This is a genomic window from Streptomyces sp. G-G2, from assembly GCF_030063135.1.
In the GTDB taxonomy this organism is placed as follows: Bacteria; Actinomycetota; Actinomycetes; order Streptomycetales; family Streptomycetaceae; genus Streptomyces.
On record NZ_JASISO010000014.1, the window covers coordinates 99,518 to 120,415 of the forward strand.

General features: G+C 71.5%; 13 protein-coding genes. 10 read left to right on the forward strand and 3 right to left on the reverse strand.

Annotated elements, in window-relative coordinates; genetic code table 11:
* Window positions 1-23 precede the first annotated feature (23 nt).
* The 6 genes from QMF80_RS14055 (at window position 24) to QMF80_RS14080 (ending at window position 8,825) form a co-directional block, all read left to right on the forward strand.
* Window positions 24-1,991, forward strand: a complete 1,968-nt coding sequence (locus QMF80_RS14055) for a glycogen debranching N-terminal domain-containing protein (RefSeq protein WP_283453031.1) — start codon at window positions 24-26, stop codon at window positions 1,989-1,991.
* Between the two features lie 78 nt (window positions 1,992-2,069).
* Window positions 2,070-2,837: an NUDIX hydrolase gene (locus tag QMF80_RS14060; protein WP_283453032.1), complete on the forward strand. Its 768-nt coding sequence runs from the start codon at window positions 2,070-2,072 to the stop codon at window positions 2,835-2,837.
* A gap of 122 nt (window positions 2,838-2,959) precedes the next feature.
* Window positions 2,960-4,789: an ATP-binding cassette domain-containing protein gene (locus QMF80_RS14065; protein WP_283453034.1), complete on the forward strand. Its 1,830-nt coding sequence runs from the start codon at window positions 2,960-2,962 to the stop codon at window positions 4,787-4,789.
* Between the two features lie 212 nt (window positions 4,790-5,001).
* Complete coding sequence (locus tag QMF80_RS14070; RefSeq protein WP_283453105.1) at window positions 5,002-5,868, forward strand: FadR/GntR family transcriptional regulator; 867 nt, start codon at window positions 5,002-5,004, stop codon at window positions 5,866-5,868.
* A 361-nt stretch (window positions 5,869-6,229) separates the two neighbouring features.
* A complete protein-coding gene (locus QMF80_RS14075) occupies window positions 6,230-7,888 on the forward strand; it encodes an RNA polymerase sigma factor (RefSeq protein WP_283453036.1) in 1,659 nt (552 codons plus the stop codon).
* A 97-nt stretch (window positions 7,889-7,985) separates the two neighbouring features.
* Window positions 7,986-8,825 (forward strand): S1 family peptidase, encoded by an 840-nt coding sequence (locus QMF80_RS14080; protein WP_283453038.1) that lies wholly within the window; start codon window positions 7,986-7,988, stop codon window positions 8,823-8,825.
* A 114-nt stretch (window positions 8,826-8,939) separates the two neighbouring features.
* Here the strand turns inward: QMF80_RS14080 and QMF80_RS14085 are convergent, their stop codons facing one another.
* Entirely contained in the window at window positions 8,940-9,173 is a 234-nt protein-coding gene (locus tag QMF80_RS14085) for a DUF7455 domain-containing protein (protein ID WP_283453040.1), read from the reverse strand.
* A 443-nt stretch (window positions 9,174-9,616) separates the two neighbouring features.
* Here QMF80_RS14085 and QMF80_RS14090 point away from each other — a divergent pair, with 443 nt between their 5' ends.
* The 3 genes from QMF80_RS14090 to QMF80_RS14100 all read left to right on the forward strand — a co-directional run bounded on the left by QMF80_RS14090 (window position 9,617) and on the right by QMF80_RS14100 (window position 14,005).
* Window positions 9,617-11,737 (forward strand): DNA gyrase/topoisomerase IV subunit B, encoded by a 2,121-nt coding sequence (locus QMF80_RS14090; protein ID WP_283453042.1) that lies wholly within the window; start codon window positions 9,617-9,619, stop codon window positions 11,735-11,737.
* Between the two features lie 166 nt (window positions 11,738-11,903).
* Window positions 11,904-12,416, forward strand: coding sequence for a DUF485 domain-containing protein (locus QMF80_RS14095; RefSeq protein ID WP_283453043.1), 513 nt, complete (start codon window positions 11,904-11,906; stop codon window positions 12,414-12,416).
* On the forward strand, window positions 12,413-14,005 hold the full coding sequence (locus tag QMF80_RS14100; protein ID WP_283453044.1) for a monocarboxylic acid transporter: 1,593 nt from the start codon (window positions 12,413-12,415) through the stop codon (window positions 14,003-14,005). The genes QMF80_RS14095 and QMF80_RS14100 overlap by 4 nt, the downstream gene beginning before the upstream one ends.
* Before the next feature lie 22 nt (window positions 14,006-14,027).
* On the opposite strand, the gene QMF80_RS14105 is transcribed toward QMF80_RS14100, so the two are convergent.
* Window positions 14,028-14,738, reverse strand: coding sequence for a response regulator (locus QMF80_RS14105; protein WP_283453045.1), 711 nt, complete (start codon window positions 14,736-14,738; stop codon window positions 14,028-14,030).
* Window positions 14,735-16,348, reverse strand: a complete 1,614-nt coding sequence (locus QMF80_RS14110) for an ATP-binding protein (protein WP_283453046.1) — start codon at window positions 16,346-16,348, stop codon at window positions 14,735-14,737. The genes QMF80_RS14105 and QMF80_RS14110 overlap by 4 nt, the downstream gene beginning before the upstream one ends.
* Before the next feature lie 215 nt (window positions 16,349-16,563).
* Between QMF80_RS14110 and QMF80_RS14115 the strand changes: the two genes are divergently transcribed.
* Window positions 16,564-20,850, forward strand: a complete 4,287-nt coding sequence (locus QMF80_RS14115; RefSeq protein WP_283453048.1) for a discoidin domain-containing protein — start codon at window positions 16,564-16,566, stop codon at window positions 20,848-20,850.
* The last annotated feature ends 48 nt before the right edge of the window (window positions 20,851-20,898 follow it).

Consider the following 20,898-nt stretch of genomic DNA (forward strand, 5'->3'; position numbering starts at 1 on the left):
CCGGAGCGCAGACAAGGCGACGCATGGTGACCCCCGTTCCCCCCGCCCGACGGCCCGAACTGCCGCCCGTGCACGGCGCCCTCATCTGCGTCGCCGCGCCCTGCCTCGTCATCTCGCCCGAGCACGGCCAGCTGACCGGACACGGGATCGAGGGGATCTACCGCTCCGGCCGCCGCCTGCTTTCCCGCTGCGTCCTGCGGATCGGCGGCCGCGATCCGGTCGCCGTCCAGGGCCGCAGCCTCGGCGCGGACCGGGCCGCCTTCACCGCCACCGTCCGGATCGGGGCGGAGCCGGGGCCCGACCCGGACATCGGTGTGGAGCGGGTCCGGCACGCCGACGGGACCGAGCGGATCACCCTGCGCAGCTTCACCGGCCGCCGGGTCCGGCTGCCCGTGGAGATCTCCCTGGGCACCGACCTGGCCGACCTGGCCGCGATCGCCGCAGGTCAGGGCGGTCCCGAACTGCCCGCCGCGGTGCACGCCGGCGGACTGCGCTGGAGCACCGGCGAGGCCCAGGCGGTCATCACGGCGGAGCCGACCCCCGACGACGCGCTCGCCGCGACCGGCCTGCTGCGCTGGCAGCTGGAACTCGCCCCCGGGGAATCGCGCACCATCGAGCTGCGCACCACCCGGGACCGGGGCGCGCGGGCCTCGGCCGGACAGGTCGCCAACCCCCTCGCCCGGGCCCGCGCCGAGTGCGACGACCCGAGGGTCGAACGGTGGCTGCGCACGGGCCTGGACGACCTGGGCGCGCTGCTCCTGCGGGACCCGGGTGACCCCTCGGACACCTTCGCGGCGGCCGGCGTTCCGTGGCGGTGCGGGCTCGCACCCGCCGAGTCGCTGTGGGCGGCCCGGATGGCGCTGCCGCTCGGCACCGGGCTCGCCGCCGCGACCCTGCGGGTCCTGGCCCGGACCCAGGGCACCGGGCGCGGGACCGGCACGGGCAAGATCCCCGGCCCCCTGCGCAGCGCCGGGCCGCAGCTGCCGCCGGGATGCACCGGGACGGAGGCGACCCTCGCGTTTCCCGCGGTGCTCGCCGAAGCGCGGCGGTGGGGGATGCCCGAGGGGGAGGTGGAGGCGCTGCTGCCGACCGCCGAGCGGTGCCTGGACTGGCTGCGCGGCGCCCTGTCCGAGGACGGGTTCCTGGCCGACCCCGACCCGGGACCGAGGCGCTGCGAGACCCAGGCCCACGCGCACCGGGCCGCGTTGCTCGGGGCGGACCTGCTGGCCGGGTGCGGGCGCCCGGGTGCCGGAGAGTGGCAGGAGTGGGCCGCCGTGCTCCGGGCCCGGTTCGCGGAGGCCTTCTGGCTCGACGGCCCAGACGGGGGGCGGCCCGCCGCCGCCCTGCATCCCGACGGGCGACCGCTGCCCCTGCTGACCGGGGCCGCCGCGCACCTGCTGGACACCGGACTGCTCGGCGGGGGGCGGCTCGCTCCCGGCCTGCTGGACCGGATCCGCACCGAGCAGCTGGCGCGGTTGCTGGGGGCGCCGCCCATGGACTCCGGCTGGGGGCTGCGCAGCATGGCGGTGCGCGAGCCGGGGCACAACCCCTTCGGTCACCACTCGGGCGCCGTGCGGGCGTACCAGAGCGCGGTCGCGGTGGCCGGGCTGGCGGGCTCCGGCTTCGAGAAGGAGGCCGCGGGTCTGCTGTGGGGACTGCTCGACGCGGCCGAGCACTTCGGGTACCGGCTCCCGGAGATGTACGCCGCCGAGCAGCGCACCGAGGGCAGTGCCCCGCTGCCGCACCCCGCGGCATGCCGACCGGCCGCGGTGGCGGCGGCCGCGGCGATCCACGTACTGAGTGCCCTGGCCGGGATCCGCCCCGACGCCCCGGCGGGCACCGTCGCCCTTGCCCCGCTGTCCGGCACTCCGTTGGGCGAGCTGCGTCTGTCCGGACTGCGGGTGGCGGGCGAACCGTTCGCGGTCCGGGTCAGCAGGCTGGGGCTGGGCATGGTGGAGGAGGCCGCCGATGCGCTGCAACTGGGTGTCTGACCGGACCGCTCCGCGAGGAACGGTCTCCCGGATCACCAAAGCGCTGTTTATCGTCAGGAAGACGACTATGATCGCGGCATGTCGCCCTACGACCCGTCGGCCTTCCCGCCCTTCGCCGTCACCGTCGACCTGGTCGTGCTCACCGTGCGGCGCCACGCGCTCTGCGCGCTGGTCGTACGCCGGGGTGAGCAGCCGTTCCAGGGACGCTGGGCACTGCCCGGAGGATTCGTCCGGGAAGACGAGGACCTCGCGGGCGCTGCCGCCCGGGAGCTCTCCGAGGAGACCGGGCTGTGCGCCCACGAGGCGGCCGTCGCCGATACGGGCGGCGGAGGCGCCGAGGGCGTCCACGGCGCGCACCTCGAACAGCTCGCCACCTACGGCGACCCCCGCCGGGACCCGCGCATGCGGGTGGTCAGCGTGGCGCACCTGGTGCTGGCGCCCGATCTGCCCGCGCCCCGGGCGGGCGGGGACGCCAACAGCGCGCGCTGGGCCCCGGTCGACGAGCTGCTCGCCGCCGCCGAGGAGGCGTCCGCGGGGCTGGCCTTCGACCACGCGCGGATCCTGGCGGACGGGGTGGAGCGGGCCCGTTCGAAGATCGAGTACTCCTCGCTGGCCACCGCCTTCTGCCCGCCCGAGTTCACCGTCGGCGAGCTGCGCCGGGTCTACGAGGCGGTCTGGGGCGTGGCCCTGGACCCTCGCAACTTCCACCGCAAGGTCACTGGCACCCCCGGGTTCCTGGTCCCCGCCGGTGGTACGACGACCCGTCAGGGCGGTCGGCCCGCACAGTTGTTCAGGGCGGGCGGGGCCACCCTGCTCAATCCGCCGATGCTGCGTCCGGAAGTCTGACGATCCGACACGGCGGCCGACACAGCAGCAGCCTGATTACCGGGTAAATCGGATATATCGCGTTATCTTTCTCGTGGTACTCACACTGCCGCACAGTGGTCCCACACCCCGCGAGAGAAGCGATGCTCCAGGCCATCGGACTCACCAGCGCACCCCGTCGGGCCCTCCCCCCGATGGTGGACGACCTCACCTTCGAGGCCCGCCCCGGACAGGTCACCGCCCTGCTGGGCGGTCCCGGAGCGGGAAAGACCACCGCCCTGCGACTCATGCTCGAACTCGAACCGGGCCGGGGAGTCACCTACTTCCGCGGCCGCCCCCTGCACCGGACCCCGCACCCGGGGCGAGAGGTCGGCGTCCTGCTCGGCGACGTGCCCGGTCACCCGGCGCGCACGGTCCGGGGCCAGCTGCGGATGCTCTGCGCCGCCGCCGGGGTCCCGGCCTCCCGGGCGGACACCATGCTCGAGGTCGTCGGCATCGCGGGCCTGCGCGACCAGCGCCTCGGCTCTCTCTCGCTCGGGATGGACCGCCGGGTCGCGCTCGCCGCGGCGCTGCTCGCCGATCCGTGCACCCTGCTCCTCGACGAGCCGTCCGCCGGGCTCTCCCCCCGGGAGCAGAACTGGCTCCACGGGCTGCTGCGCGGCCACGCCGCGCTCGGCGGGGCCGTGCTCTTCACCACCGACGACGCCAAGGAAGCCGCGCGCAGCGCCGACCGGGTGGTCAGCGTCGAGGCGGGGCGCCTCGTCGCCGACCAGGAAGCCGCCGAGTTCGCCCGGACCCGGCTGCGCCCGCGGGTCGCCGTACGGACCCCGCACGCCGCCCGGCTCGCCGACGTGCTGGGCCGCGAAGCCCGGGCGGCGCAAAGGGCGGTGGAGATCGTCGCGGAGAGCGGCAGCCGCCTCTCCGTCTACGGCAGCAACTGCGCCGAGGTCGGCGAGGCCGCCTTCCGCCACGGGGTGCTCGTCCACCGGCTCGCGGACGAGACCGGTGACAGTGGCGCTCCCGTGCCGCGGACCCGCGCCCCGCAGGCGCCGGCCGCCGGGAGCGACGGGGCTGACGCCTCCGTGCCTGACTCCGCGCCCGATACCGCGACCGCCGCGGCCCGGGTGCCCGCGCCCGCCGACCCTTCCGGTGGGCGGGGGCGCCACGCACGCACGCGGCCCCCGTCGCCCGTACGGCGGGTGGGCGGCCCCCTGCGCCCCCTGCGCTACGAACTGCGCCGGGTCTTCGGCACCGCGACCCCCCTCCTGACGGCCGCCCTGGTGGTCGCCGTCTCGGTGGTCACCGCCCTGCTGCTCGCCCGGCTCGGCGGGACCCCGCAGAACCGGATGCTCGCCGCCTGGCCCGGGCTGCTGCCGCTGCCGCCCGCGGCCCTCGGGGCGGGGCTGCTCGGAGCCCTGGCCTTCGGCGAGGAGTACCGCTACCCCGCGCTCGCCGCCGACCGGGGCACGGTGCCCCGCCGGATGGGGCTGCTCGCCGCCAAGCTCGGGGTCTGCGGAGCGCTCGCGCTGCTGCTCGGCGCCCTCGCCCTCACCGCCGACGCGGCCGCCCTCGCGCTCGTCTTCGACCAGGGCCCGCTGCGCACCCCGGAGCGCTGGGCCGCTCCCGCGGCGGCCTGGGCCGGGCTGCTCGTCGGCTGCGCCTGGGCCGGAGTGCTGGCCTCCGGCATCTTCCGGTCGGCGCTGGCCGGGCTGGGTGCGGTACTCGCCGTCCCGGTGCTCGTCGTACCGCTCGTGCGCAAGGCCCTCGACGGCCCGTCCGCCTACCCGGCGTCCGGACTGGCGGGCAGGCTGCGCGGGCTGTCCTTCACGCAATGGCCGCCGGAAGCGGACCGGCTGGTGCTGGGTGCCCTGCGGGTGATGACCCAACCCGTCGGCACCGCGTTGGTGTTGTCGCTGATGGTCCTGTTGTGCGCCTACGGGTTCACCGGACTGCGCGCCAGAGTCCGTTGGTGACCGGTGCGGGGCCGATCGGCGACCCAACACGTCCGTTGGAGTCCGGATCACTCGAACTGGACCGCAACTCCACGCAAAAGGCCCGGTTCTTTACGATAAGTCGTCAATTGCGTAGGTGGCACCGATCACCCTTTCGTGTGCTTTTCACCAAAGACCTCAAGGGTCACCGGAGCACGGCCGACAAAGGATTCGTGAGTACCCTTGCGCACACCATGATGACCGCCGCCCGCCACGCCGACACCGGCCTCGCCGGCCCGGGCGAACTCGACCGTTACCCCTACGCGGACGCCTCCGGCACCGACCGCGTCGGAGTACCCCATTGGGACGGAGGCGACGTCGAGTTGAGCCGGGTGGGCCGCCGCACGGCGGGCAGCCGCGGCCGCGGACTCCACGGCCAACTCGTCCAGCAGCTCGGCCAGATGATCGTTTCCGGTGACCTCGGAGCGGACCGCCCGCTGGTCCCCGAGGAGATCGGCCAGCGTTTCGAGGTCTCCCGCACGGTCGTCCGCGAATCCCTGCGGGTCCTGGAGGCCAAGGGCCTCGTCAGCGCCCGTCCCAACGTGGGCACCCGGGTCCGCCCGGTCAGCGACTGGAACCTGCTCGACCCCGACATCATCGAGTGGCGCGCCTACGGTCCCCAGCGCGACGAGCAGCGCCGCGAGCTGAACGAACTGCGCTGGACCATCGAACCGCTCGCCGCCCGGCTCGCCGCGGGCCACGGCCGCCCCGACATCCAGCAGCGGCTCGCGGACATGGTCGAGATCATGGGCCACGCTCTCGGCCAGGGCGACACGATCACCTTCGCCCGCGCCGACAACGAGTTCCACGCGCTGCTGATCCAGGTCGCGGCCAACCGGCTGCTGGAACACCTCGCCGGCATCGTCTCCTCCGCCCTGCATGTCTCCGGCACCCCGATCACCGCCTGCGACCGGCCCAGCGAGACCTGTGTCGCGCACCACGCGCGCGTGGTCGAGGCCCTCGCCGCGGGTGACGCGACGGGCGCCGAGACCGCCATGCGCCAGCTCCTGATGGTCCATCCGGAGGTCGAGCGCGTGGTCCCGGCTCCGCGCGAGCACTGACGGGTCAGCCGGGCGGACCGACGTGAGCATGGGGTGGACGAGTGTCGCCGGACCTGGTCGGGTCCGGCGACACTCGCGTCCGGGCCAACCGCGAAAACCGGGTGACCGTGCCCGTATGACCGGCATGGGAGACGGCGGGATGTGACTCGGGCCACGAAGATTGGGCGTAACGCTCTGCGAGGTCACGCGATGACCTAGAGAGGTGATGGCCGACGGAAGGAACACAGCAGCCGTTCCCGGTGCTGTGCAGCTCCCCGGCTCTTTCCCGCGCCGCCGGCCCATCCCCAGTCGGTGGTCGTCGGCTCCGGTTCAGGACCAGGCCGGGGTCGGAAGCCGTTTCCATCGTTCCGAGAGGTTGTTCGTGTCGGCCAGCACATCCCGTACGCTCCCGCCGGAGATCGCCGAGTCGGATTCCGTGATGGCGCTCATCGAGCGGGGCAAGGCCGAGGGGCAGATCGCCGGCGATGACGTGCGTCGGGCCTTCGAGGCTGACCAGATTCCGCCAACCCAGTGGAAGAATGTTCTGCGCAGCCTCAACCAGATCCTCGAGGAAGAGGGTGTGACGCTGATGGTCAGTGCCGCGGAGTCGCCGAAGCGCCCCCGTAAGAGCGTCGCGGCGAAGAGCCCCGCCAAGCGGACGGCGACCAAGACCGTCACGGCGAACACGGCGTCCGCCCCCGCGGCCCCGGTGACCGGGGCCGCGGACCCCGAGCAGGCGGACGCGCTCACGGACGAGACCGGAACGGGGACCGGGACCGGAACCCAGGCCGAGACCGGAACCCAGGCCGAGACCGGAACCCAGGCCGAGACCGGAACCGAGACCGGAACCGAGACCGGAACCGAGACCACCGCCCCGGCCAAGAAGGCGGTGGCGAAGAAGGCCGCCGCCAAGAAGACCGCGGCCAAGAAGACCACCGCGAAGAAGACCGCGGCGAAGAAGACGGCAGCCAAGAAGGACGGCGACGACGCGTCCGAGGACGAGACCGCCGAGGGTGCCTCGGGAGCCGCCAAGGGCGAAGACGGCGAAGAGGAGGAGGGCGGCGAGAGCAAGGGCTTCGTGCTCTCCGACGACGAGGACGACGCCCCCGCCCAGCAGGTCGCGGTCGCGGGAGCCACCGCCGACCCGGTGAAGGACTACCTCAAGCAGATCGGCAAGGTCCCCCTCCTCAACGCGGAGCAGGAGGTGGAGCTGGCCAAGCGGATCGAGGCGGGCCTCTTCGGCGAGGACAAGCTGGCGAACTCCGACAAGCTCGCCCCCAAGCTCAAGCGCGAGCTGGAGATCATCACCGAGGACGGCCGCCGGGCCAAGAACCACCTGCTGGAGGCCAACCTCCGCCTCGTGGTCTCCCTCGCCAAGCGCTACACCGGCCGCGGCATGCTCTTCCTGGACCTGATCCAGGAGGGCAACCTGGGCCTGATCCGCGCGGTGGAGAAGTTCGACTACACCAAGGGCTACAAGTTCTCCACGTACGCCACCTGGTGGATCCGCCAGGCGATCACCCGCGCCATGGCCGACCAGGCCCGCACCATCCGCATCCCGGTGCACATGGTCGAAGTGATCAACAAGCTGGCCCGCGTGCAGCGCCAGATGCTCCAGGACCTGGGCCGCGAGCCCACCCCGGAGGAGCTGGCCAAGGAACTCGACATGACCCCCGAGAAAGTCATCGAGGTCCAGAAGTACGGCCGCGAACCGATCTCCCTGCACACCCCGCTCGGCGAGGACGGCGACAGCGAGTTCGGCGACCTCATCGAGGACTCCGAAGCGGTCGTCCCGGCCGACGCGGTCTCCTTCACGCTCCTGCAGGAACAGCTCCACTCGGTGCTCGACACCCTGAGCGAGCGCGAGGCGGGCGTGGTCTCCATGCGCTTCGGCCTCACCGACGGCCAGCCAAAGACCCTCGACGAGATCGGCAAGGTCTACGGCGTCACGCGTGAGCGCATCCGCCAGATCGAGTCGAAGACCATGTCGAAGCTGCGCCACCCGTCGCGCTCGCAGGTGCTGCGGGACTACCTGGACTAGCGGGTACGGGGCTTGCCGGTGGCCGTGCGCGGGTGCGCGCGGCCACCGGTCATTCCACTCTGGGTGGAGTCGTGTACACACAGAGTCAGGAGGCCCTATGCGTCGCCCCTTTTCCCGTGCTCTGGCAGGTGTGCTGACCCTTGTGGCGGGAGCGGCCGTCGCGCCGCTGGCCCAGGCGCCCCGGGCCGCCGCGGACGGTGTGGTGATCGGCGGACAGCCGGTGAAGGTCGCCGACAGTCCGTGGGTGGTGGCCCTGGCCAGCCGTGACCGGTTCGGGCGTACCAGGGCCGGGCAGTTCTGCGGGGGTGTGATCGTCGGACCGACGAAGGTGCTGACGGCGGCGCACTGCCTGGGCACCAACGTGCTGGGCGGCCCGGTCGACCAGGTGCCGGACCTCGTGGTGATCACCGACCGGACCGAGCTGACGAGCGGCGGCGGCCGCGAGATCCCGGTGGGCCGGTCCTGGGTGAACCCCGCCTACGACCCGGTGAGCAATGCCGGGGACCTCGCCGTACTGGAACTGCGTGAACCCGTGCCCGCGCGGCAGGTCCTGCCGATGGCCGCCGGAGGGCATCCGGGCTACGTACCGGGCGCGGACGCGACCGTGTACGGCTGGGGCGACACGAGTGGTTTTGGTGACTACGCGTACGCCCTGCGCGCCGCCCGGGTGACGGTGCTGCCCGGCGAAACGTGCCGCAAGGCGTACCCCGGGGACTCCGACGGTCAGTACCAGGAGGCGTCGATGGTCTGTGCGGGGGCCCGAGAAGGGGGCAAGGACGCCTGTCAGGGGGACAGCGGGGGCCCGCTGGTGGTCCAGGGCAGGCTCATCGGCCTGGTGTCCTGGGGGCGCGGCTGCGGGCTCGCCGACAGCCCCGGTGTGTACACCAGGATCGCCCCGCTGATCGAGTTCGTCGGGGAGCCCGGCCGCAAGGCCTGAGCGCCGGGGCATCCGGACATGAGGACGGGCGGTCCCCCTGGGTCTCAGGGGTACCGCCCGTCGACCGGCCTTCGCCGGTCCTGGCTCGTCGGGATGCGAGGGTAGGCCTGTGTGTCAGCGGTCCTCGGGGTCGGCCACTGCGGCCGGAGCGTTCGTAAGACGCTCAGTCTCATCCTGTATTTCCGCGGCGATCTTCTTGAGTTCCGGCTCGAACTTACGCCCGTGGTGGGCGCAGAAGAGCAGTTCACCGCCGCTCAGCAGGACGACGCGCAGGTATGCCTGGGCGCCGCAACGGTCGCATCGATCAGCGGCCGTCAGCGGGGTCGCGGGTGTCAGAACAGTAGTCACGTCGCCTCTTCTCTAGCTCGACGAGCTGTCGTACCAGGGTCAACATCCAACCAGGCCGAAAACGTTCCCGCTCGCGGCTTTTCCTCGAAACTTCCTTCCGAAGCTGGCCGGCTGTTGCCGGTTGGCGGCGAAGGAGCCGTATTGCATTGCTTTACGGTTTCGCGTTGTCTGTCGTTGCTTCTAGCAGTTCGGCCCTCTCCGGCTGAGTGCCGGTTGTGCATGAGGACGTGCCCGAACACTAAATGGTTCATGCGTGGAAGGGAACGTGATGTTTGCTTCACTCCTGCGAGCGATCGAACATCCGTACGGGCCTGCACTAGGCTGAAGGATCACGAGGGTGGCGTTACATCGGCTCTACCAGGCCTCGGTACCCTCTGACCGGCACCCGAGCCACCCCTGCGCCCGACCGGGCCAGAAAAGAAATTCAGCGAGGAGCGAACTGCGTGACCGCCGACAAGTCCGTGCCTTCCAGCGCGCTGCTGACCGGAGCAGACCGGGACGGTTCCAACTACACCGCGCGGCACCTGCTCGTCCTCGAGGGCCTCGAGGCCGTCCGCAAGCGCCCCGGCATGTATATCGGGTCCACGGACAGCCGTGGCCTCATGCACTGCCTCTGGGAGATCATCGACAATTCCGTCGATGAGGCCCTCGGAGGCTACTGCGACCACATCGAGGTGATCCTCCACGAGGACACCTCCGTCGAGGTGCGCGACAACGGCCGGGGCATCCCGGTCGACGTCGAGCCCAAGACGGGGCTGTCCGGCGTCGAGGTCGTGATGACCAAGCTGCACGCGGGCGGAAAGTTCGGCGGCGGCTCCTACGCGGCCTCCGGCGGCCTGCACGGCGTCGGCGCCTCCGTGGTCAACGCCCTCTCCGCCCGGCTGGACGTCGAGGTGGACCGCAACGGCTCCACGCACGCGATCAGCTTCCGGCGCGGCGTCCCCGGCATGTTCACCGAGCAGGGCCCCGACAGCCCGTTCGACCCGGCCAACGGCCTGCGCAAGGGCAAGCGGGTCACCAAGGGCCGCACCGGCACCCGGGTGCGCTACTGGGCCGACCGCCAGATCTTCCTCAAGGACGCCCGGCTGACCCTGGACTCGCTCTACCAGCGTGCCCGGCAGACGGCCTTCCTCGTGCCCGGCCTGACCATCGTCGTCCGTGACGAGCGGGCCCTGGAGGGCTCGGGCAAGACGGAGGAGACCTTCCGCTTCGACGGGGGCATCAGCGAGTTCTGCGAGTACCTCGCCCAGGACAAGGCCGTCTGCGACATCAAGCGGCTGACCGGCTCGGGAACCTTCAAGGAGACCGTCCCGGTCCTGGACGAGCGCGGCCACATGACCCCCACCGAGGTCACCCGTGAGCTGGGTGTCGACATCGCGCTGCGCTGGGGCACGGGGTACGAGAGCAGCGTCAAGTCCTTCGTCAACATCATCGCCACCCCCAAGGGCGGCACCCACATCTCCGGTTTCGAGCGCTCGATCACCAAGACGGTGAACGAGGTGCTCCGCTCGGCCAAGCTGCTGCGCGTGGCCGAGGACGACGTGGTCAAGGACGACGCGATGGAGGGCATGACCGCCGTCGTGACCGTCCGGCTCGCCGAACCCCAGTTCGAGGGTCAGACGAAGGAGGTCCTCGGCACCTCGGCCGCCACCCGGATCGTCGCCGCCGTGGTCGCCAAGGAGCTGAAGGCGTTCCTGACCTCCACCAAGCGGGACGACAAGCAGCAGGCCCGCTCGGTGATGGAGAAGATCGTCGCGGCCGCGCGGACCCGCATCGCGGCCCGTCAGCACAAGGAGGCGCAGCGTCGCAAGACCGCGCTGGAGTCCTCCTCGCTGCCCGCGAAGCTGGCCGACTGCCGCAGTGACGACGTGGAGCGCAGCGAGCTGTTCATCGTCGAGGGGGACTCCGCCCTCGGCACCGCCAAGCTCGCCCGCAACTCCGAGTTCCAGGCGCTCCTGCCGATCCGCGGCAAGATCCTCAACGTCCAGAAGTCCTCGGTCTCGGACATGCTCAAGAACGCCGAGTGCGGCGCGATCATCCAGGTCATAGGAGCGGGCTCGGGCCGGACGTTCGACATCGACGCCGCCCGCTACGGCAAGATCGTCCTGCTCGTCGACGCCGATGTGGACGGCGCCCACATCCGCTGCCTGCTGCTGACCCTCTTCCAGCGCTACATGCGCCCGATGGTCGAGGCGGGCCGGGTCTTCGCGGCCGTACCGCCGCTGCACCGGATCGAGCTGGTCCAGCCCAAGAAGGGCCAGGACAAGTACGTCTACACCTACTCGGACAACGAGCTGCGCCAGACCCTCCTGGAGTACCAGCGCAAGAACATCCGCTACAAGGACGCCATCCAGCGTTACAAGGGTCTCGGCGAGATGGACGCCGACCAGCTCGCGGAGACCACCATGGACCCCCGCTTCCGCACCCTGCGCCGGATCAACATCGGCGACCTGGACTCGGCTGAGTCGGTGTTCGACCTGCTCATGGGCAACGAGGTGGCACCCCGCAAGGAGTTCATCACCAGCTCGGCGGCGACCCTGGACCGCTCGCGCATCGACGCCTGAACGACCGGGTTCCCGTTACGGGTTCCCGGCTCCGGTTCTTCTTCACTTTTGTCAGCCCGGCCATCACCTGATGGAGTGAAGAGAGCCCGGAGATTGGCGCAAGGCCCTTCCCTCCGACCATCCTTGGCGCTACGCGGCCACTGCGGCGGCGGACAAGGAGAGCCCGGTGGACAAGCAAGAAGGGCCCGATGCCGGAACGATTATCCGGTATGACGACCCCTGGTACGAGGCCCTCGCCGCGGGCTGGGGCGAGGGCGACGGGGAGGGCGAAGCGGCGGGGCCGCACGCCCCCGGTCCGCGCTCCGCCGCCTCCGACGGCGGGCGTCACGGTCCCGCCGCCGCCGACATCTACCTCGAGGTACAGCGCAGCGCCGCCTTCCAGGAGGTCCGCAGCCGATACCGGAGGTTCGTCGTCCCGGCCACCCTCGGCTTCTTCCTCTGGTACATCGCCTACATCGTCGCGGCGACCGCCGCGCCGGGTCTGATGGCCCGCCCCGTCATCGGGGCTGTCAATGTCGCCCTGCTCGCCGGGCTCGGCCAGTTCCTCAGCACCTTCGTGCTGACCTGGGCGTACGCGCGCCACGCGCGGCTGCGCCGGGACCGGGCCGCCCTCGATCTGCGCTGGACCGTCTTCGAGCAGGAGCGGGGCCAGGAGCGCGCCCGGGGGGCCGGCAGGTGAACACCGAACACCAGACGCTCGCCCTCATCCTGTGCAGCCTGTTCATCGCGGTCACCCTGGGCATCACCACTTGGGTGAGCCGCAACCGGCACGGGTCGGCGGAGGAGTTCTATGCCGGGGGGCGGTTGTTCTCCCCGCTGGAGAACGGCTTCGCCATCGCGGGTGACTACATGTCCGCGGCGTCCTTCCTCGGCATCTCCGGCCTGATCGCCCTCTTCGGCTACGACGGCATGCTCTACTCCGTCGGCTTCCTCGTGGCCTGGCTCGTGGTCCTGTTCCTGATCGCCGAACTAGTCCGCAACTGCGGCCGGTTCACCCTCGCCGACGTCGTCGCGGCGCGGATGACCGAGCGGCCCGTACGGATCGCCGCGGGCGTCTCCTCCGTCACCGTCTCGGTGCTGTACCTGGTCGCGCAGATGGTCGGCGCGGGCAGCCTGGTCGGGCTGCTGCTCGGCAATTCGAGCACCGGCGCCCGCACCGCGACCGTGGTCGGGGTCGGCGCGCTGATGGTGATCTACGTGTCCTTCGGCGGGATGCGCGCGACCACCTGGATCCAGATCGTCAAGGCCGTACTGCTGATGGGCGGCGCGATCGCGCTCACCGTGCTCGTACTGCTGCGCTTCCACGGGGACTTCAACCACCTGCTGACCAGCGCCGCCGAACGCAGTGGCCACGGCAAGGCCTTCCTGAGCCCCGGGCTCAAGTACGGCGGGGACTGGACCGCCCGCTTCGACTTCATCAGCCTCGGGCTCGCGCTGGTCCTCGGCACCGCCGGGCTGCCGCACATCCTGTCCCGCTTCTACACCGTCCCGACCGCGCGGGCGGCCCGCCGCTCGGTGGTCTGGGCGATCGCCCTCATCGGCGGCTTCTACCTGATGACCATCGTGCTGGGCTTCGGCGCGGCCGCGCTGCTGGGCCCGGACCAGGTGCGGGCCTCGAACGCCTCCGGGAACACGGCGGTGCCGCTGCTCGCGGCCCATCTGGGCGGGGGCGCCGACTCCACGGGAGGCGCGGTCCTGTTCGCCGTCGTCGCCGCGATCGCCTTCGCCACCATCCTCGCCGTGGTCGCCGGGATCACCCTGGCGTCCTCCGCCTCCGTCGCGCACGACCTGTACGCCTCCCTCAAGCGGCGCCACGCGCGCCAGCGCAGCGAGGTCACCGTGGCCAGGGCGGCGGCCGTGGGCATCGGGGCCGCCGCGATCGGGCTGGGGCTGCTCGCCCAGGACCTGAACGTGGCCTTCCTCGTGGGGCTGGCCTTCGCGGTCGCGGCCTCCGCGAACCTTCCCGTGCTGCTGTACTCGCTGTTCTGGCGGGAGTTCACCACCCGGGGCGCGGTGTGGTCCGTCTACGGCGGGCTGATTCCCGCGGTGCTGCTCGTCGTGCTCTCCCCGGTGGTGTCGGGCAGCCCCGACGCGATGTTCCCCCACGTGAACTTCCAGTACTTCCCGCTCCAGAACCCGGGGATCATCTCGATCCCGCTGGGCTTCCTGGCGGGGTGGCTGGGCACGGTCACCTCGGCCGAGGCCCCCGACGCGGCCCGGCACGCCGAGACGGAAGTACGGTCGCTGACCGGCGCGGGGGCGGTGTGACCCGCCCCTGCGCCGGGACTCCTCAAGGCGCGGTGGCCGGGAGCCAGGCGTAGCGGTGCTCCGGGCGGCCCGTCTCGCCGTAACGCAGGGAGAGCCGGACCCGCCCGCCGCGTTCGAGGAGCTTGAGGTAGCGCTGGGCGGTCTGGCGGCTGATGCCCGCACGGTCGGCGATCTGCTGGGTCGACAGCGGCCCGTCGGCGCTCCGCAGCACCTGGCGGACCAGGTCGGCGGTGGTGGGGGAGTGGCCCTTCGGTAGTTCGTTGGGGGTGGCCGCTCCGGCCAGGGCGCCGAAGATGCGGTCCACCTCGGCCTGTTCCGCCTCGCCGCCGCCGCCCAGGGCCCGGCGCAGCGCGGCGTACGCCTCCAGCTTGGCCCGCAGTCCGGCGAAGGTGAAGGGTTTCACCATGTACTGGAGGGCGCCGAGGCGCATCGCGGCCTGGACCGTGGCCAGGTCGCGGGCGGCCGTCACCATGATCACGTCGGTGTGACGGCCCAGTCGGCGCAGCAGCCCGACCAGATCGAGCCCGCTGCCCTCCGGCATGTAGTGGTCCAGCAGGATCAGGTCCACCGGCCGGTCCGCCGGGCGCCCCGTGATGAACTCCAGCGCCTCGGCGGCCGAGTGCGCCTGCCCGGCCACCTCGAAGCCGGGCACCTTCGCCACGTACGCGGCGTTGATCCGGGCCACGCGCGGGTCGTCGTCCACGACCAGGACCTGGAGCGCCGGCGCGCTCATCGCAGCGCCTCCGGCAGCTCGACCGAGAACTCGGCGCCGCCGTCCGCGGTTTCACCGGCCACGGCGCTGCCGCCCTGACGCTGGGCGAGACGGCGTACGAGCGCCAGCCCGAGCCCGCGCTCCCGGGGGCCGCTGGGCCGCTTCGTGGACCAGCCCTCGGTGAAGATCTCCTCGCGGCGCACGACGGGCACCCCGGGCCCGCTGTCGCGGACCCGGAGCACCGCGGTGCGCCCCTCGGCGCGCAGCTCCACCTCGACCAGGGGCGCGGCGGAACCGACCGCCGCGTCGAGGGCGTTGTCCACGAGGTTGCCCACGATGGTGACGAGGCCGCCGGGGTCGACCAGCCGGTCGGGCAGGAGGGTGGCGGGGGCGAGCCGGAGCGCGACGCCCCGCTCCGCGGCGACGGTGGCCTTGCCCACCAGCAGCGCGGCGAGGAGCGGGTCGTGGACCTTCTCGGTGACCTGCTCGGCGGTGCTGCGCCGACCGCCGACGACCTCGGTGAGGAACTCCGCGGCCTCCTCGTGCAGGCCCAGCTCCAGCAGGCCGAGCAGGGTGTGCAGGCGGTTGGCGTGCTCGTGGTCCTGGGCGCGCAGGGCATCGATCAGGCCACGGGTGGAGTCGAGCTCGCGGCCCAGGTGTTCCACCTCGGTGCGGTCGCGCAGGGTGGCGACGGCGCCGCCGTCCTCGGTGGGCATGCGGTTGGCCAGCAGGACGCGCGCACCTCGGACGGTGAGCAGGTCGCGTCCGGTGACCCGGCCGGTCAGGACGTCGGTCGTGCGGCCGGGGCCGAGCACTTCCTCCAGGGGGCGTCCGGCCGCGTCGGGGGCGCCCGGGGCGAGGCCCAGCAGCCGGGCGGCCTCGTCGTTGACGAGCCGGACCCGGCCCGCGCGGTCCAGGGCCACCACGCCTTCGCGGATGGAGTGCAGCATCGCCTCGCGTTCGGCCAGCAGCCCGGCGATATCGGAGAAGGCCAGGTCACGGGTCTGGCGCTGGATCCGGCGGGAGAGCAGGAAGGCGGCGAGCGCGCCCATGGCCAGGGCGCCGCCCGCGTAGGCGAGCAGGCCGGGGATGGCGCCGAGCAGCCGGTCGCGGACGTTGTCGTAGGCGATGCCGACCGAGACGGCGCCGACGATCTCGCCGTCGGCGGCGAGCAGCGGGACCTTGCCGCGGGCGGAGCGGCCGAGGGTGCCCTCGTCGATCTCCATGACCTCGCGGCCCGCCAGAGCGTCGGAGGGGTCGGTGGAGACGGGCAGGCCGATGAGCGCGGGGCTGGGGTGGGAGCGACGGATGCCCTTGAGGTCGATGACGACCACGTACTCGGCTCCGGTGGCGCGGCGGATCCGCTCCGCGGTGGCCTGAACCGCGCTGTCCGGGCCGGGCGGGCCGGACAGGAGCGCGGCGGGCAGCTCGGGGTCGGTGGCGGCGCTCTGGGCGATGGCCAGGGCGCGGCGCATGGCCTGGTCGTCGAGCTGGGCGCCGAGGGGGGCCAGGAAGAGGCCGGTGGCCAGCACGGCGACCCCCGCGGCCAGCGCGAGCTGGGTCAGGAGGATCTGGGACACCGCCCGCCGGGGTCGCCCCGGGCGCCAGGTGCTCGTGAAGTGGAACCGCATGAGTAGGAACGGTAAGGCGGCCTCCGGTTTTACGGAATTTCCATAGTGCACGCAAATTACTTGCGTCGCTTGCGTCCAGCTTGCGCAAGCGATTCAGCAGGGAAAGTGCGGTCGTGACGGTAGACGACTGACCAAGGCTCTGCAATTCTCGCACCGCAGTACGCAAATTCCTATGTCACCTGGTTCAGAAAACTCATGTCGAGGGACGAGGACGTATGAGAAGGCACACCTGGAGATGGCGGGTCCTGGCCGCCCTCATCAGCACGGCCCTGCTGATGCTCGGCTGGCCCGCCCTGACCGCCGCGGCCGCGGGCGGTCCGAGCGTCGCGGCGGGCAGGCCCGCTTCCGCGAGCAGTACCAACGGCTCCTTCACCGCCGCCGCCATCACCGACGGCAACCAGTCCACCTACTGGGAGAGCGCCGGAAGCACCTTCCCGCAATGGGTGCAGACCGACCTCGGCGCCACCACCCGCGTCGACGAGGTGGTCCTGAAGCTCCCCGCCGCCTGGGAGAACCGCAACCAGACCCTGTCCGTGCAGGGCAGCCCCGACGGCACCAGCTTCTCCACCCTGGTCGGCTCGGCGACGTACACCTTCGGGCAGGGCGCCGGGAACACGGTGACCATCGCCGTCCCGGCCACCCAGACCCGGTTCGTCCGGATCGAGTTCACCGCCAACACCGGCTGGCCCGCCGCCCAGCTCGCCGAGCTGGAGGTCCGCGCCGCCGGCGGGTCCTCGGCCAATCTGGCCCTCGGCAAGACCCTGACCGCGAGCAGCAACACGCAGGTCTACGTCGCCTCCAACGCCAACGACGGCAACAGTGCCAGCTACTGGGAGAGCGTCAACAACGCCATGCCGCAGTGGCTCCAGGCGGACCTCGGCGCGTCGGTGCGCGTGGACCGGGTGGTCCTGCGACTGCCCGAGAACTGGGGCGCCCGCACCCAGACCCTGAAGATCCAGGGCAGCGCCAACGGCGCCGACTTCACCGACCTGACCGCCTCCAAGGCCTACGACTTCAACGCGGCCGACATCAACACGGTGCCCATCACCTTCGACGCCACCACCACCCGCTACGTCCGGGTGCTGATCTCCGTCAACAGCGTGCAGCCGGGGGGCCAGCTCTCCGAGCTGGAGATCTACGGACCCCAGACCGGGGACACCCAGGCCCCGACCGCGCCCACCGCGCTGGCCTACACCGAGCCCGCCACCGGCCAGATCAAGCTCACCTGGCAGGCGGCCACCGACAACGTCGGGGTCACCGGCTACGACGTCTACGCCAACAACCAGCTGCGCACCAGCGTCGCGGGCAATGTCACCGGCTACACCGACACCCAGCCCACCAGCGCGAGCGTGACCTACTTCGTCCGCGCCAAGGACGCGGCGGGCAACCAGTCGCCGAACAGCAATAGCGTGACCCGCGCCGGTGACACCGGGGACACCCAGGCCCCCACCGCTCCGGGCGCCCTGTCCTACACGGAGCCCGCCACCGGCCAGATCAAGCTCACCTGGCAGGCCTCCACCGACAACGTCGGGGTCACCGGCTACGAGGTGTACGCGAACAACGCGCTGCGGACCACCGTCGCGGGCAACGCCACCACCTACACCGACACCCAGCCCACCAGCGCCACGGTCAGCTACGTCGTGCGCGCCAAGGACGCGGCGGGCAACCGGTCCGGCGACAGCAACTCCGTCACCCGCAACGGAAGCGGGGGCGGCGGCTCCAACCTGGCCGTCGGCAAGCCCGTCACCGGCTCCTCCGTGATCAACACCTTCGTCGCGGAGAACGCCGACGACAACAGCACCGCCACCTACTGGGAGGGCGCGGCCGGGGCCTACCCGAGCACCCTGACGGTCAAGCTCGGCGCCAATGCCGACACCGACCGCCTCGTCCTCAAGCTCAACCCGGACAGCAGCTGGGGCGCCCGCACCCAGCGCATCGAGGTCCTCGGCCGGGAGCAGTCCGCCTCCGGCGTCACCAGCCTGGTCGCCGCCAAGGACTACGCCTTCGACCCGGCCTCCGGGAACACCGTCACCATCCCGCTGGCCGCCCGCATCGCGGACGTACAGCTGCGCTTCACCGCCAACAGCGGCTCCTCCAACGGGCAGATCGCCGAGTTCCAGATCATCGGCGTCCCGGCGCCCAACCCCGATCTGGTCGTCACCGCTCTGAGCGCGACCCCGGCGGCCCCAGTCGAATCGGACACCGTCACGCTCGCCGCGACGGTCAAGAACAGCGGCCCGGTCGCGGCCCCCGCCACCGCGGTGACCTTCCAGCTGGGCGGGACCAAGGTCGCCACCGCCAACGTCGCGGCCCTCGCCCCGGGCGCCTCGGCGAACGTCACCGCCGCCATCGGTCCGCGCGACGCGGGCGCCTACCCGCTGACCGCGATCGTCGACGAGGCGAACACGGTCGTCGAGCAGAACGACACCAACAACACCTACACCGGCTCCCCGCTGGTGATCCGCCCGGTGGACAGCTCAGACCTGGTGGCCTCGGCCGTCAACTGGACCCCGAGCGCGCCGTCCGCGGGCCAGAACGTGGCCTTCTCCGTCACCGTCAAGAACCAGGGCACCGTGGCGGCGGCCGCCGGTTCGCACGGGATCACCCTCACCCTGCTCGACGCGAACGGCGCCACCGTCCGCACCCTGTCCGGCTCCTTCAGCGGCGCGCTCGCGCCCGGTGCGGCGGCGGCCCCCGTCGCCCTCGGCAGCTGGCCCGCGGCCAACGGCAATTACACCGTCAAGGTGGTGCTCGCCGACGACGCCAACGAACTGCCGGTCAAGCGCGGCAACAACAGCAGCACCACGTCCTTCTTCGTCGGCCGAGGGGCGAACATGCCCTTCGACATGTACGAGGCGGAGGACGGGGCCGTCGGCGGCGGCGCGAGCGTGGTCGGCCCCAACCGCACCATCGGAGACATCGCGGGCGAGGCCAGCGGCCGCAAGGCGGTCAGCCTCGACCAGACCGGCGAGTACGTCGAGTTCACCACCCGGGCCAGCACGAACACCCTGGTCACCCGCTTCTCCATCCCGGACGCCCCGGGCGGCGGCGGCATCGACTCGACCATCGACGTCTACATCAACGGGACGCTGAAGAAGGCGCTCCCGCTGACCTCCAAGTACGCCTGGCTGTACGGCGCCGAGGCCTCCCCGGGGAACTCGCCCGGCTCCGGCGCGCCGCGGCACATCTACGACGAGGCCAACATCGTGCTCGGCGAGACCGTCCCGGCCGGAAGCAAGATCCGCCTGCAGAAGGACGCGGGCAACACCTCCACCTACGCGATCGACTTCGTGAGCCTGGAACAGGCCACGCAGATAGCCAACCCGGACCCGGCGACCTACACCGTGCCCGCCGGATTCGGCCACCAGGACGTGCAGAACGCCCTGGACAAGGTCCGCATGGACACCACCGGCAAGCTCGTCGGCGTCTACCTGCCGCCCGGCGACTACGACACAGCCAGCAAGTTCCAGGTGTACGGCAAGGCCGTGCAGGTGGTCGGCGCGGGACCCTGGTTCACCCGCTTCCACGCCCCCGCCGCGCAGGACAACACCGACATCGGCTGGCGGGCCGAGGGCACGGCGAATGGCTCGTCCTTCTCCGGCTTCGCCTACTTCGGCAACTACACCTCACGGATCGACGGCCCGGGCAAGGTCTTCGACTTCTCCAACGTCACCGACATCACCATCGACAACGTGTGGGACGAGCACACGGTGTGCCTCTACTGGGGAGCCAACACCGACCGGATCACCATCAAGAACTCCCGGATCCGGGACACCTTCGCCGACGGCATCAACATGACCAACGGCAGCACGGACAACCTCGTCTCCAACAACGAGGCGCGCTCCACGGGTGACGACAGCTTCGCGCTGTTCTCCGCGATCGACGCGGGCGGCGCGGACATGAAGAACAACATGTACGAGAACCTGACCACGCTCCTGACCTGGCGCGCGGCCGGAGTCGCGGTCTACGGAGGGTTCAACAACACCTTCCGCAACATCCTCATCGCCGACACCCTCGTCTATGCGGGCATCACCATCAGCTCGCTGGACTTCGGGTATCCGATGAATGGTTTCGGCACCGATCCGACGACCTTCGAGAACATCTCGGTCATCCGCTCGGGCGGCCATTTCTGGGGGGCGCAGACCTTCCCGGGAATCTGGATCTTCTCCGCGTCGAAGGTGTTCCAGGGGATCCGGATCAACAACGTCGACATCGTGGATCCGACCTACAGCGGCATCATGTTCCAGACCCAGTACGTAGGAGGACAGCCGGTCAATCCGATCAAGGACACCATCCTGCGGGACATCACCATCACGGGCGCCAAGAAGAGCGGCGACGCCTACGACGCCAAATCCGGCTTCGGTCTCTGGGCCAACGAGATGCCCGAAGCGGGGCAGGGTCCGGCGGTCGGTGACGTCGAGGTCCGCAACCTGAGGATGAGCGACAACGCCGTGGACATACGGAACACGACCTCGACGTTCAAGATCAACCAGCTGCCGTAGCGGCTGCCGCGGAAGCGGCCGGAACGGCCGCCGGAGGGTGGCCGGAGA